The sequence below is a fragment of the Bacillus sp. P4_E1 genome, from assembly GCF_056401715.1.
The window spans coordinates 145,261-158,973 of record NZ_JBFUIV010000007.1 but is presented as its reverse complement, the minus strand read 5'-3'; the positions used below and the strand labels follow the sequence as shown (position 1 = coordinate 158,973).

Here is a 13,713-nt window from a genome sequence, read left to right as displayed (position 1 = left end):
TTTTTTGTGCGATTTTTTAGTCTCATACATTATTTTTTAAAGAAAGGAGCAACATTCGATGACAATTAGCGTATTGTTTTTAAGTATTACGATTCAAAGAAATACACTTTCCAAAGCTGAAATTCTTCATAATGAGCAAATTACAAAAGCTATGAATGATGTTAAGGAGCGCCAAGTGCTTTATTGCGATCACCTGTAATTCCTTTTCGAAAGGAGGAATTCGTCTATGACTTTTCATATTTTCTTTTTTACGACAGCACTTCAGAAAAAAACGTTATCTGAAGCTGAAATCTTTCGTAAACAACAATTAAAACAAACTATGGATAAAATAACGGACATTAAAAGTTCGTATTATACACAAATGTATTAAAAATATTTTTTAAAGGGGCAATTTCCTAATGAAATTCAAAGCTTTCTTTTTAACTATCACCATTCAAAAACGTAAATCTTCAAAAGCTGAAATCTTACGTGAACAACAAATTAAAGTTATTATGGACGAAGTAAAAGAGCGTCAGTCCTCTTATTACAATCGTCTTTACTAAATAAATTATAAAGGGGTAATATCCTAATGAAATTCAAAGCTTTCTTTTTAACGATTACCATTCAAAAACGCAAACTTTCAAAAGATGAAATTTCTCGTGAGCAACAAATTAAAAACATTATGGATGATGTGAAAGAGCGCCAGTCCTCTTATTACAATCGTCTTTACTAAATAAATTATAAAGGGGTAATATCCTAATGAAATTCAAAGCTTTCTTTTTAACGATTACCATTCAAAAGCGTAAACTTTCAAGAGATGAAATTTCTCGTGAACAACAAATTAAAAATATTATGGATGATGTGAAAGAGCGCCAGTCCTCTTATTACAATCGTCTTTACTAAATAAATTATAAAGGGGCAAAAATCCAATGAAATTCAGAGTATTATTTTTAACGATTACCATTCAAAAAAATAAACTGTCTGAGTCTGATATGCTTCATGATCGACAAATTGAGCAGGCTATGTACAACGTAAAAGAGCGACAAAGTCATTATTGTAGTCACCTGTAATTCCTATTCGAAAGGAGGAATTCATGTATGAGGTTTCACCTTTTCTTTTTAACCATTACGATTCAAAAAGAAACTATATCTGCAAATGAAGTAAAACAAGAGGAACAGTATAAAAAGATTATAGATGAAATTCGTGATCGTAGAAGCAAGTACTACACTCGCCTATAATTGTTTGAACTTATATAAGAAATGAAAGGAGTCGATTATAATGTTAATAACGCGGTGTAAAGAAATGATTTGGATAGTTCAGAGGGATTCCACATAGTTTATAAAGTGAAACTTTAATCAGTGGGGGTTTTGTTCATCCCCACTGATTATTAGCTCTCACCAATCGGGCGTTTACGCGCAGTTGATCTCCCACCTAACTTCTTTTTTCTTCACCTGAATTTTGAGGTGGGAGTTTTACTGCCCACAAATAGCGGGATAAAGTTTATTTAACAAAAATTCACCGCCTGATTTGATGTGTAAAAAATATACAATAATAAGTATTTCATACACTAAAAAATAAAAGATACACCCCTTTTTATTAAGCGGTGTATCTTTCTCAACATATTCTATTTCCGTTTACTTCGTTTCGTCTTAAACAATCTCACTAAGTTCGAAACAACTGTTTTTGTTACCGCATAAGCTGGTACTGCTAAAATCATCCCGATAATTCCCGCGAAATTACCTACCCCTAAAATAAGGATGATAATTGTCAACGGATGGATATTTAATTTTGAACTCATAATACGCGGTGAAATGATGTTACTTTCAAACTGTTGTACGATTGTTACTATAATAATTACGTACAGAGCTTGCATCGGAGATACGAACAGACCTATAATGACAGCTGGTGCTGCTCCGATAAATGGACCTAAGTTCGGAATTATATTTGTAAATGCTGCGATAATTCCTAAAACGAAAGCATACGGTAAACCGATGATTAAATAACCAGTAAATGTAAAGGCACCAATAAACATACAAACGAGCGCTTGACCTTGAATATATGCAGATAATGTTTCGTTCGTTTCCTTTATGATACGAAGTCCTTCTTCACGGTAAGACTCTGGTAATACACTAACAGCTTTTCCTGGAAATGCATGTCCATCTTTAAACATATAAAATAAAATGAACGGTACTGTAAAGATAACTAACGCCACGTTCGTGATAATACCAAATAAAGCCGTTGCACTCGACGTAAGTGTGTTTGGTATTTCCTTTAAGTATTCAATTGCATTTTTCTCAATTGTCTCAATGGAAACGTAGTTTTGTGTAGATAGCCATTCAAATAATCTATGATGGGATAGATCTTGTATGTATACTTTTCCCTCTTTTATGTAAGTCGGCATATTTTTCACTAAATCCATTAACTGTTGTGAGATGGTTGGAACAACTACTCCAATAGCAACTCCAGTTAATGTAATGATAAAAAGGTACAGTAGTAAGATCGCTAAACCTCTAGGTACTTTTTTATTCTCCAAAAAGACTAACAATGGGTTAAATATGAAGTATAAAAATAACGCGATTAAAATTGGGAAAAATAATGTTGATATGAAGATACCAATCGGTTGAAATAGAAACGATATTTTTGTGCAAATAAATATAATTCCTACAACCATCAGCACTTCTAATGTCCAAAAGTGCACTTTCGATTTCAAAAAAACGTCCTCCTTTAAACTAACACTTCTCTTCATTGTACCAAATTAAACTTAGATTTCACATAATATTTTCCTTTACAATATTCCAAAATCCCATTAAATACACTACAATGAGATTACAGACAAATTTGCAGGTAAAGGTGATAAATATGACACAATGCATCATTTGCAGAAAAGATACGAAAGAACTTAGTGAACAATATGTCATTCCAGAGATATTATGTGGATATTATTTCATAAACTCAATTTGTGATTCCTGTCATGAACATATGACAACAAATATTGACCGTCCTTTAATTAGACATAAATTAAGTCAATATAAGATTGAGCAAATGAAAAAACAAATCGACTCCCCTCTCTATACGAATGAACATGGTGAGGAGCTAGCAGCCGCTGAGACAGATGTAGTCGAAGTAAGTGATGAGATACTTTATTCCAATGCATTAATTATGAAACTATGTAAAAAGCACGATATTTCATTACATAATGAAATTTGGAAAGAAGAGCGCGTAACAAAAGTAGCTAGTTCTATTCAACGTGAATTGCTTTTAGATAACCGTAAATATAAAATGAGTGTATTAAAAATGGCTTATACTTTTGCTGTACAAACAATTGATAGCTACTTTGACGATCCAGATGCGATTGATATTTCTACCATTCTATTAAATGCCGATTTCATGGAATTAAAGGAAAAGAGTATCGTTCGTGACTTAAGCAAAAGCTCTTTATGGAATACATTAAATACAACGAGCGAAAACCATTACTTTATTTTACTTAGTGATAAAGACGGTCTATTCTGCTTCATTCGCCTATTTGATATTTTTGATGTTGTTGTTCATTTATCAGAAAAAAGATACAATCTTCCATCACCAATTGTCGGCGTAAATAATGTAGACAAAAAAGGATTTTTTGTGGAAAGTTTAAAACAGTATATGGATGGGCTATTTAAAGAAACTACACGTTCTATTTAATCCATATAGGAACATACGGTCTCCTTTCTTCATGAAAAGACACTGTGTTATAATGAGTGTGAAAAGAACAATACAATCACATAAAACAATTAAAACCTGTATATAAATAAAAAAGACTAGTGTGCGGCTACACACTAGTCCACGTAACTTAGCAGATTGGATTGTTCATTTATCCTATTTGTTTCGTCCAAACACAACAACCCACATTCTATAGGCATAGGTGGGTTGTTATTTTTTGAGCTTGTCAATTAAGACGACAATAAACGTTAACAATGCAATGAGAAACAGTCCACCTTGCAATAACAACGCAATTTCACTCACTTATTATCACCCCCCTCCTACTTTGGAGAAGTGATAATTGAACAACCAACCGTACCATAAGTTACCTCTTAATTTTATCATATTTTCTAATAGTTTACGACGAAAACCCGCAAGCTAGTAAGCTGCGAGTTTTTTTATTTTTCATGTAGAAAAAATCTCTTTCTGTTTAAATATAGTCTCCGTTTCTAAAATCATTTGAGGTAAGAAGACATGAATTGTATCCGTTAATACGTTAAGAGCTTCTTTCACATAACCATTTTCAAATTGATCTAATGACTCAGGTAATTCGACTTCATCTAATATGAAATACTCACCATTAGGAAGAACCATAATATCAATGATTAAATCTTCAAATGTTACTAACTCATTTCCTACATGTGTGTTTTTTATGATATTAAAATATGACCCTAAATAATGCCCAGCATCATCTCTCCATATGTATAGGTTATACGGACGATCTTCCCAATAATATGCGGTTGTATAACTACCTTTAGGAATAGTTAATTTTATTTCGTTTGCTGTCATAGTAAAAGGATACTGTACCTCATGAAATAGTACGATTCTCTTCGGTTGTGCTTCTACTAATAAACAAACGTGATCTACAGTTGTAGAATCATAACGTATTTTTCTTTCTATAATTTCAATCCTTGATGTACGTAAACAATTCATTTTTTAGTTACCCCTTTTATCATATAGTCCGTTTTTAATTATATCCTTTACGCTCCTGATTAAGAAAGTATACCGTATTCCGCATCATAAAAACTCCTTCTATAATGGAAGGAGTTAATGAACTACTACTATTTTATTAACCACAATTCATATATGGTCTTTTATTTTTTTCAATACAAACTCCATATACACCAAACGCACGATGATATTTAGGAGCTTTACTCATGTTTTAACTTTCCCTTAACTACATCATAAAATTTCCGTTCATCGTCTACATTTAAGTGAATACGACTTACTGTTTTAGAAAATCCATATAACAACTGCGCTTTAATTGGCTCTTTTAACATTATTTCAAAAGTTGGAGGTTCCTTTATAAATTCCATAACAGTTGCGTCAAGAACCTCTTTCTCTTCTTCTTTCGTTAAAGATTCGCCTTTATAAAACACAATGTTATCAATTTGTGTAAATGGTAAAACGATTTTCTTTCCTAATCCAATTTGAATGATCATTTTTTCTTCCGCAACGATAATTGGATTTTTACGCATCGCTTGTATTTCAGCTAAAAAATAAAACATCGCATATATGTTTAAGATGAGTAAAACCCAAGCTATTACTGGATTCCATTGATGAAGTAAATAATGAAAACCGATACTTTCAATTAATGTTGCATGAATAATCATGATATAAACACCTATTGCACCGGTCTTTTTATGATATGAGTATGTGGATTCACTTTCTAATACTTTTTCACGCCACGATAAAAAAGCATAATAGAGTAATTTACACTCTGTTAGAATGATATTTACTGTCTTACTTCTCTTCATATTAGCATCAAATGCTGCATCAATCGCATAAGAAAATGAAGAATACTCACTTCTATATTCTTTATATCGTTTTATTATTTTAGGAAGTACTCTTATAATTTTATATATAAGAAACAGTTCAAAACATACGAACACAATTTCTCCAGCAACTATTACATACGAAACAAATGAAAAAGCTTGTAAATAATCACTAGGAATTATAAATCTTGCGAATACATACCCAGCTATAACTACAGGAAACATATACGTTAACGAATATCTTTTCCGTATAATAAAGAAATATGTGATGACTGGAATTACAAACATAAAATCTAATAATGAACCGAGGACTACTTCTTTCGGGGCAGCTGGCACTATTGGCAGGGCATACAATAAATAGTTTGATAACATAATTAAAGATACGAGTCCAATCCAAATGCCTTTTTCCTTCGTGAAATTGATGGATTCATTCCTTCTCTCCTCTATTCAAAAACCTCATTTAAATGGTCTTTATAAAATGAAATAGCACGTTCAAATTCTTTTATCTCATCTACTTTCACAACTGTCTCTAACAGTAATTTCATCGCTTCTTCATGTTCGTTTACGTTATATTTTGCTAATGATAAAAACACTTTCATCACGTCATTTTCCGGGAACTTCTTTATCCCTGCTTCTAATACAGTAATCGCTTTATCATATTCCCCTATACAACGATACGTACTGCCAAGACCGATATACGCACCGCAAAGGGATTCACCATCAAGTCCGTTCGCAATTGCCTGTTCATAATACGGAACCGCCTCCGTTTCAAGACCCATTACATCATGTATCCAAGCGCATTGATATAGTACTTCTGCATCCCTCGTAAAGTTTGTTAATCCTATAAGTATCTCTCTAGACTGCGCATATTTCTTTTCATTTCTAAGTTTAATAGCTTGCTTTAATAAATGTTCCATACAATCCACTCCTCACAAAATGTTCATTATGCATATATCATGTATTACACATTTACGAGCAGCTAATGGCCTATTTCATTGATTTGATTCAATTTAATAATTAGTGAGGGATACGTTCCCCCACTAATTTAATATTAACTCCATTATATACTATGCGACTGCATCTCTTTCTAAAAGCTTAAATCTACATAGTAGTGATACGATTACATAAATGCTCTAACATATTGACAATTTCTTTTGCAGTTTCATCTTTCCCATTACATAACTTCACATTACCGTCTTGTCCAATAACGTGATGCACAGCACCGCGAGAATATAAAGAATGCGGTGAGTTTGCTACCATTACACTTGCTTTTGCATCTTCCATTCTTTTACTTGCTCTTTCAATAAGTTCTGCTTCATTTACGTCACTTTCAAGTTTAAAGCCAACGAGTATCGTTTCTGGATCCCAACTCTTTACTTGTTTTAATACTTTTGGCGCTTTTTGAAAATGAATAATTGGAGCGATGTCACTTGAAATCTTTCCGTTCATATTAAGAACATTTCCATCTTGATCACAAATCTTTTCGACAACCCAATCTGAGTCAGCAGCAGCCATAATAACTGCATCTACTTTTTCATGTGTAATAATACTTTTCATCTTATCTTGTAAATCAATAATCCCCTCAAATGGGTGCAATTCTAATTGGTTATTTACATCCATTGGCTTCTCAGCGAAATAGCCATGCAAATATATTACATGTGCGCCCTTTGTCATTAGCTCTTCCGCAATAATTCTTCCAATCGTACCTTTTGCTAAATTTGTATGTCCACGTACTTGATCCCATTTTTCTAGGCAGCCGCCGCTCGTAATTAATACTTTTTTCCCCTGCATAATAACCATCCCTTACTGATTTTTCGCACGAAACCACTCTGTTCCAAAGTCAACTGCATCACGCTGCCTCATAAAACGGCACGTCGCATTCCCTATCTTCCCACGCGTAACTGTTCCTTTAAGCTCATATTCAACTCCGATTTCTACAAACGTATCAGAATCGTAATCCATTTCAACGAATTCTTTCCATACTCTTACACCTTCTTCTATAATAGGTGCTCCTACCTTTATTAACTCGCGTGCACCTGTACGTACCTCAGATAAATGTATAGACGTATTAGAGTCATAACCAACACCAAGTAATAATATGTATCCATCTAAATCGTATATTTTTCGTAATGGCGATTCTTCACCAAAACTTATGGAAAGTGAATGATTCGCTGTAATTTCTTCTGCGTGTTGCCCCCATGCTGCAAAACTACTGAGTGGATGATTACTGCGCAATACATTCGGATATGTACGAAAACATTCAACTACTTCTCCCATTGCCCTTGTTGGTGTTATACGTGGATCAAATGCTGGGACGTTATCCCGAATAATTTGCCACCATTCTTCTGGTACAGGTGGTCTTGACCAATGTTTTGGATCGGATAAATCCGAAGATTGCGTCGGCATAATTATCGTTCCTTCTTCTGTAACAACTTTCATTAACGCTTCTACTACGGCAACTGCACCGCCTGATATCCAACCGATTGAACTTAATGAAGAATGTACAATAACTGTCATTCCCTTTTCTATCCCTAATGCTTTTAAATCATTTGTAATTGTTTCGATTGTATTTGGAAATTGTGTATTCGCCACTATGTCATTCATTTTCACGATTGTTCCCCCATTTTGCTTTAAACTAATACATACATATATTATCATATTTTTCTTAATTTTTAACTTAATCATTTCAATTACTATACCTCTGTCGTTTTTATCATATCGGAAACAGTTAAATTATGGTGTATTTATTTAAAATTAATATAGAAAGGTGAACACAATCAAAAACTTTCAATCTAGCAATCTTAATTTATACTAATATGAAATAGCCCATCACAAATGATGAGCTATTTATTTTATTCATTCTCTAAATAACAATTAAACCTTTCTATCCCCGGGTATTTTTCACCCAAACTTTCAATCTTAAAGTTACATTTCTTGTAAAATCCGACTGCCTCTGTATCTGTCTCAGCCTCAATATATGTTAACTCATATTCCCTAATTATTTCTTTAATCATTTGAAGTGCAATTCCTTGATTACGATATTTTTCATCAACAGCTATGTGACACATTCTCGCTCTATTTGTATGAATTAGCACTATACCTATGCAACCCTTATTCCCATATTTATATAGCACTGCCTGATCATTTTTATACATTGAAACTGCTTTAAATAAGCTCGCTTCACTCGGACCGGTCGCATGCTTTAATACTTTTTTAATGGGATCTATTTCTAAATACTCAACACGTTGTAACATCCTATCTCCATCCTTTCTCATGAAAAAAGATTAGCTCTTTATTGAAAAAGAGCTAATCTCATTACGCCGTTATTTTCTCTTCTTTTTTCACAACTACAGCTACATAACTATGAAGTATCATTCCGACAATTACAAGACTCATTCCAACCCACGATAAAGAAGACGGAATTGGAGCCGATAACCAGATCAGCTCTCCTACTAATGCAAATAAAACTTCACCAGACTGTGTCGCCTCGACTGTTGCTAATTTTTGCGGATCATCTTTTACAAGATCTGTCGCAAAGAAGAATAATACCGTTGCGATTAACCCTGAACTAACTGCTACAATAAAACATTGGAAAACTTGACTACTTGACGGTAATCCGCCTGTTGATACTTCATAACCAGATAGTAAAAACCAAAATGGTAAACTTGCTAATGTCATACCGAGAACTCGTTGGAAGACATCTAATTCGCCCTTACATACTTGCATCATTTTTCTATTTCCAAGTGGATATGCAAACGCAGCAATGAGTACAGGAACCACACATAAAATGGTTTCACGAAGCCCTAAAGAAGAAGCGTGTTCTACTTGCATAAGAACAACACCGAATAAAATAATGCCTGACATTACTAATTCTTTCATTGGAAGTTTTTTATGTAATGGGTCTACTGCAAAAAATGGTGTTAACAAAATCCCTGCAACTATTGTAATTTGCCAAGTCGAAGCGACAAGCCACCCCGGTCCAAACGCACCCGCGAAACTAAGCGGTGCATAAAAGAGACCAAACCCTACAATACTCCATAACAACCACTCTTTCGGATTGTTTTTCATATATTGCAAGAGTTGTTTTAAATTCCCTCTATACATGACAATAAGTAGTAGCATTGGAACCATAAAGTAATACCGTAGTGATGCACTCCAAATCCAACTCCCGCCCCCTAAGTCCATCGACCGGTTTAACACAAAGGTAAAGGCAAAGAAAAACGATGCCAATATCCCTACTGCAATAGCTTTCATTATAAAACCCCTTATATAGTTTCTTTTTCTACTATATAACAAAATGAATATAATTAATATTCGAAAATTTAATCATACATGCGGTCTACTTCTATATAACTTTCGTAATCGACTAATATGAGCTTGATGGTACCGATTATGATCGGCTATATGCCATATTCCCCACCTTATAGTCGCATTTTCTCCCTTTTCATAAAAAACTTCTCGTGTTAAATCATTTTCTGTTAGTTTCATACATTCCTCATAAAACATATGTTGCACAGCTTCATAATCTTGCATTAATTCTTGTAATTTGTACTTTCTTAAACTAGGCAATTTTCCGATTTCATTCAACATTGGTCCATATTTATTTTCAAGTGCAGGCGGAACTCCCTCTCCTTTTAAACGGTACACCCAGTGTAAATCGACTACTGCTAAATGCTGAAGTAGCTGTCCAATGTTATTTTCATTATTTTCAGACCCTTTATAGGATAGTTCGTTCTTTTCAATACCTTCGACTAACCTTTGCAATCGTTTAAATGTATCAGTAACCGTTGCATACAAAATTGCCACGTTGGGGTTCATATCTTTTTCTAAATGGAGATCTTTCATGATAATATCCTTCCTTTAAAGAAACAACACCATATTTTCATCATCACTATACACACCATTCACCTTTATAGCTCTTTTTTCAATTCCATACGTTTTAAAGCCCATTGATTCATACAATTTTTTTGCTGGTTCGTTTGTAGATACAACACCTAATGTCAATTGCTCTAGTTTTATATCTCGCGCTCTTTGAATGGCATTTGTTATTAACTTACGTGCCAATCCGTTCCGCCTGTTTTGTGTATCTACATACATCGCAACGATATGACCTTTATGTTTATACGCCTCTCTCTCTTCTGTTAGTAAAGTGACAACTCCAACTAAATGATTTTCTTCATTAAATGCACCAAATGTACAACTAGTAGTAGCTGTTAAATTACTTTCCACTCGCTTAATAGGATTTTCCTGGCGAATCGCCTCTTCATAAGTTGTTACAAATGCCTCTGGATTTACTTGTAAAGCTTGTAAACGTAAGTCCCAATATTTTTCCGCATCTTCTTTCGTAAGTAATCGAATCATATTTATCCTGCCCCTTTAAGTTAACATAATATTTTTATAAGCTACTATTTAAAGATTGGTATTCTTCTCTTAACATACTATAGCGATAACGATGAATGAACTTCCCTTTACGTAACCGATCATTTCTCATTATTCCTTCACAAACAAATCCTGCTTTTTCATAACTCTTTCTAGCTTGTAAATTATCTTCGTCTACTCGTAGCCAAATTTTTTCTAATTTGAATTCAGAAAAACCGATTTGTAACATACTGTATAGGGCCGCCATTCCATATCCTTTACCCCAATATTCTTTATTTCCAATTACAATCCCTAGTTCAGCATTTTTATTTGTATTATCAAAGTTTTTTAGGTCTACCCATCCAATGTGTATACCTTCCTTTGTAACGATAGCTCGTTGTTCATAACCATTCCCTCGACTTATGCATGCTTCAATCCACCTTCTCGTATCTTCACGAGTGAACGGTGGATATTGATCTGGTACAACTAAATGCTTTGTTACTTCTGTATCTAATGACCATTGATATCGATCTTCTACATCATCTATTGTCAGTTCTCTTAATTGAACGAATGGTACATTCACTTTGCTATCCCCTTTTCATTTCCCTATAGAAAATCCTTCGAACATTCTTCCTCCATACTGCTCTAACGTATTTTCTATAAAACTAATTAATTCATTTTTCTTCTCTGTTTTATAAAAATGATCAAAAGCCGCTACAAAATGATCTGCATATCGCTCGTCATACCTTCTTAACACTCTAATAAACCATTTTGAATTTCCAAGCCATTGACCATTTACCCTTAAAACATATTCATGTACTAAATCAGCTAATAAATTGGCGATGAACAATTCTTCTTCTCTCTTTGTTGCACCAATGAAATCATCCAAGGTATCCGTAATAAAATAGCGTTTCTGCTTCATCGTTTCTTCTGACCATTTTTTTGGTCCTTTATTTAATAAACCATTCGCTTCTCTTTTAAGTGTCTCTACAATTTCATCTTTTCCTTTTAGCACAATCCCTTCTGAAACTAATTGAGGTAATGAAGGTCTCCCGCGCTCACAATCACTTTTAAAAAAGGTTTTATACGTTTCAAAATTATGTACGAATACTTCAACAGGCCAACCATTACTATAGAAAGATTCTCTATAACAAGATGACAAACTTTGGTCAAATATTACAATATCAAGGTCAGATGTTTTCGTAGCCTCTCCTCTAGCAACACTTCCCCCTAGTAAAGCAACATCACAATTCGGAAATTGTGATGTAATAATACTTTGTGCCACTTCAATTGGTTTCATAATCTTATCCCTTCTTATTTTACTTTCTTCTTTTCAGCTCTTTCTCGTGTCTTTTTAATATAGGATTCTGCATTTGGTGTTTTGCATGACGTTTCACCGTGATCAACTTCTACTTTTCCAATTTCACGTGAAATTTCAATTGCTTGTTGCTCCAAATTTTCATTTCGAACCCCTATCGCAATTAAAGCTCTATTCATCGCTTCTCTTTTTCGATTTTTCCCATTATGTATATGAACTTTAATCTCTTCTAAATACGGTAAGAAAAAGTCATCGTCTAACGTTTTATTTTTCATTGCGATATTCGCTAATAATGACCAACCAGCTCTTCCAATCCATTCATCATCAGACTTCGTCCATTCTTCCATTCTTTCTATCGCGATTGGCGACGTACATATAGCCGTCATAAGAACATCCATTAAACAATAATAATCAACATCCTGAACCCATCTATTTAGTTGTTCTGATGTTAGTTTCTTCGGATCTAAAATCATCGTTGCTAAAGTCATTGCATCCATATTTTTTGTTTCCCATAATGAAATTGCTAAATCATGATCCTTTTTTATCTTCTTTTTCAACAATTTTAAATTTGCAAAACTAACTCCAAATAACGGTTCTTTTGCCCCATGATTTTTAAAGATTTTACGGTTTTGTTCTGTTCCATATTCTTCTAGTTGCTGCATTACTTCTTCAAGTAACATAGGTCCACCTCTTTTATATATTTTGTTGCCTTCACATATGTATGTACGATATATTCTACATTATTTTTTGGTTTTCCTATATTTATTTTTTAAATACGGTATGTGAAATTTTATTGATGTTCTCTAAAATAAAAAACATCCTCTTCCTTATTTTTCACACGGTTGTTCATTCACACTCTGTATACAATACTCCACAAGCGCATTCAACGGATTTATTATGTTCCTTCCTATTATATTTTCTACCCTTGTAGCAGCGTCTACCATCGATAATTGTGCAACTGAAAGCATTTCGTTTCTATCTTTCATAATTTCATATAAATACTTTTCTAACTTAGCATCATGCTCTTCTTTACGATCTTGCATAATTAACTCAAATATCCCTTCTATCACTTCTACTTTTACATGTATGGATTTATTATTCTGCCGAGCGTATTGTTTTAAACGTTCCATCGTTCCTGAAACCGTACGATTATTTGTAAAAAGTATTGTCTGTGGCTCTTCAACATGACAAATCATTTCAAAGAATGGCTCATCAATTTTCAATATAGGTATGTCTATTTTGAAATTCTCATCTAATAACGTGATATAATCTGTACAAGTTATTAAAAGTGTATCAACATCACTTTCAGCTATATACTTTATAATATCTTTTAAATTATTTCGTGCTTGTTCTCGTTCTATTTTTAGTCTGTGTGATAAGATTGGATCTACAAAATGGAGTATTTCTATTTCAAAAAATTGCAACGCTCGGTCAATGTATTCAATATTTGAATGATGAGCATGTAAACAAGCTAATTTTTTCATACTTATCCTCCTTTTCTAAAACAAAAAACGTGAATGAACCATTTTACATGCAGTTCCATTC

22 protein-coding genes and 1 pseudogene are annotated in these 13,713 nt (G+C 33.4%); 8 read left to right on the top strand and 15 right to left on the bottom strand.

All coding sequences use genetic code 11. From position 1 onward, the window contains the following. The first annotated feature begins 58 nt into the window (after nucleotides 1-58). Genes AC1DS7_RS12305 through AC1DS7_RS12275 form a run of 7 tightly spaced genes read left to right on the top strand, consistent with a single transcriptional unit; the run spans nucleotide 59 to nucleotide 1,217 of the window. On the top strand, nucleotides 59-199 hold the full coding sequence (locus tag AC1DS7_RS12305) for a YrzI family small protein (protein ID WP_000156202.1): 141 nt from the start codon (nucleotides 59-61) through the stop codon (nucleotides 197-199). Nucleotides 200-226: 27 nt separating this feature from the next. Next, complete coding sequence (locus AC1DS7_RS12300; RefSeq protein ID WP_000142704.1) at nucleotides 227-370, top strand: YrzI family small protein; 144 nt, start codon at nucleotides 227-229, stop codon at nucleotides 368-370. A 28-nt stretch (nucleotides 371-398) separates the two neighbouring features. Next, a complete protein-coding gene (locus AC1DS7_RS12295) occupies nucleotides 399-542 on the top strand; it encodes a YrzI family small protein (protein WP_215588258.1) in 144 nt (47 codons plus the stop codon). Between the two features lie 26 nt (nucleotides 543-568). Continuing rightward, on the top strand, nucleotides 569-712 hold the full coding sequence (locus AC1DS7_RS12290; protein WP_002013394.1) for a YrzI family small protein: 144 nt from the start codon (nucleotides 569-571) through the stop codon (nucleotides 710-712). Nucleotides 713-738: 26 nt separating this feature from the next. After that, nucleotides 739-882 (top strand): YrzI family small protein, encoded by a 144-nt coding sequence (locus AC1DS7_RS12285; RefSeq protein WP_002120145.1) that lies wholly within the window; start codon nucleotides 739-741, stop codon nucleotides 880-882. 26 nt (nucleotides 883-908) lie between these two features. Next, a complete protein-coding gene (locus AC1DS7_RS12280; RefSeq protein WP_000672237.1) occupies nucleotides 909-1,049 on the top strand; it encodes a YrzI family small protein in 141 nt (46 codons plus the stop codon). 27 nt (nucleotides 1,050-1,076) lie between these two features. Next, nucleotides 1,077-1,217, top strand: a complete 141-nt coding sequence (locus AC1DS7_RS12275; protein WP_002189927.1) for a YrzI family small protein — start codon at nucleotides 1,077-1,079, stop codon at nucleotides 1,215-1,217. A 386-nt stretch (nucleotides 1,218-1,603) separates the two neighbouring features. Here AC1DS7_RS12275 and AC1DS7_RS12270 read toward each other — a convergent pair whose 3' ends face one another. Further along, entirely contained in the window at nucleotides 1,604-2,689 is a 1,086-nt protein-coding gene (locus tag AC1DS7_RS12270) for an AI-2E family transporter (protein ID WP_000837889.1), read from the bottom strand. Between the two features lie 149 nt (nucleotides 2,690-2,838). On the opposite strand from AC1DS7_RS12270, the gene AC1DS7_RS12265 reads away from it, so the two are divergent. Then, nucleotides 2,839-3,660: an HNH endonuclease gene (locus AC1DS7_RS12265; RefSeq protein ID WP_476999002.1), complete on the top strand. Its 822-nt coding sequence runs from the start codon at nucleotides 2,839-2,841 to the stop codon at nucleotides 3,658-3,660. A 228-nt stretch (nucleotides 3,661-3,888) separates the two neighbouring features. Here AC1DS7_RS12265 and AC1DS7_RS12260 read toward each other — a convergent pair whose 3' ends face one another. The 14 genes and pseudogenes from AC1DS7_RS12260 to AC1DS7_RS12195 form a co-directional block, all read right to left on the bottom strand. After that, nucleotides 3,889-3,981 carry a putative holin-like toxin gene (locus AC1DS7_RS12260; protein WP_001289318.1) on the bottom strand — a complete coding sequence of 31 codons (93 nt, stop codon included), beginning with the start codon at nucleotides 3,979-3,981 and terminating at the stop codon, nucleotides 3,889-3,891. 141 nt (nucleotides 3,982-4,122) lie between these two features. Continuing rightward, nucleotides 4,123-4,650, bottom strand: a complete 528-nt coding sequence (locus AC1DS7_RS12255) for a ribonuclease FAU-1 family protein (RefSeq protein WP_002013419.1) — start codon at nucleotides 4,648-4,650, stop codon at nucleotides 4,123-4,125. Between the two features lie 218 nt (nucleotides 4,651-4,868). After that, nucleotides 4,869-5,923: pseudogene (locus tag AC1DS7_RS12250) on the bottom strand (hypothetical protein). 12 nt (nucleotides 5,924-5,935) lie between these two features. Continuing rightward, nucleotides 5,936-6,409, bottom strand: a complete 474-nt coding sequence (locus AC1DS7_RS12245) for a tetratricopeptide repeat protein (RefSeq protein WP_002084932.1) — start codon at nucleotides 6,407-6,409, stop codon at nucleotides 5,936-5,938. A 184-nt stretch (nucleotides 6,410-6,593) separates the two neighbouring features. After that, a complete protein-coding gene (locus AC1DS7_RS12240) occupies nucleotides 6,594-7,283 on the bottom strand; it encodes a phosphopantothenoylcysteine decarboxylase domain-containing protein (RefSeq protein ID WP_476999018.1) in 690 nt (229 codons plus the stop codon). A gap of 12 nt (nucleotides 7,284-7,295) precedes the next feature. Beyond that, complete coding sequence (locus AC1DS7_RS12235) at nucleotides 7,296-8,096, bottom strand: AAC(3) family N-acetyltransferase (protein ID WP_125930143.1); 801 nt, start codon at nucleotides 8,094-8,096, stop codon at nucleotides 7,296-7,298. Nucleotides 8,097-8,344: 248 nt separating this feature from the next. Continuing rightward, the gene (locus tag AC1DS7_RS12230) at nucleotides 8,345-8,746 is read right to left on the bottom strand and encodes a GNAT family N-acetyltransferase (RefSeq protein ID WP_305926318.1); all 402 of its coding nucleotides are present in this window, start codon (nucleotides 8,744-8,746) and stop codon (nucleotides 8,345-8,347) included. A 61-nt stretch (nucleotides 8,747-8,807) separates the two neighbouring features. Further along, nucleotides 8,808-9,746: a DMT family transporter gene (locus AC1DS7_RS12225; protein WP_476999001.1), complete on the bottom strand. Its 939-nt coding sequence runs from the start codon at nucleotides 9,744-9,746 to the stop codon at nucleotides 8,808-8,810. Nucleotides 9,747-9,818: 72 nt separating this feature from the next. Beyond that, nucleotides 9,819-10,337, bottom strand: coding sequence for a DinB family protein (locus AC1DS7_RS12220; protein ID WP_429689219.1), 519 nt, complete (start codon nucleotides 10,335-10,337; stop codon nucleotides 9,819-9,821). A 15-nt stretch (nucleotides 10,338-10,352) separates the two neighbouring features. Beyond that, entirely contained in the window at nucleotides 10,353-10,853 is a 501-nt protein-coding gene (locus tag AC1DS7_RS12215; RefSeq protein WP_002142210.1) for a GNAT family N-acetyltransferase, read from the bottom strand. Nucleotides 10,854-10,887: 34 nt separating this feature from the next. Then, entirely contained in the window at nucleotides 10,888-11,433 is a 546-nt protein-coding gene (locus AC1DS7_RS12210) for a GNAT family N-acetyltransferase (protein ID WP_002142211.1), read from the bottom strand. A gap of 15 nt (nucleotides 11,434-11,448) precedes the next feature. Continuing rightward, nucleotides 11,449-12,150 (bottom strand): nucleotidyltransferase domain-containing protein, encoded by a 702-nt coding sequence (locus AC1DS7_RS12205; protein WP_002142212.1) that lies wholly within the window; start codon nucleotides 12,148-12,150, stop codon nucleotides 11,449-11,451. A 14-nt stretch (nucleotides 12,151-12,164) separates the two neighbouring features. Then, a complete protein-coding gene (locus tag AC1DS7_RS12200; RefSeq protein WP_002142214.1) occupies nucleotides 12,165-12,848 on the bottom strand; it encodes a DNA alkylation repair protein in 684 nt (227 codons plus the stop codon). Between the two features lie 147 nt (nucleotides 12,849-12,995). Next, nucleotides 12,996-13,652, bottom strand: coding sequence for a hypothetical protein (locus tag AC1DS7_RS12195; RefSeq protein ID WP_002142215.1), 657 nt, complete (start codon nucleotides 13,650-13,652; stop codon nucleotides 12,996-12,998). Between the last annotated feature and the right edge of the window lie 61 nt (nucleotides 13,653-13,713).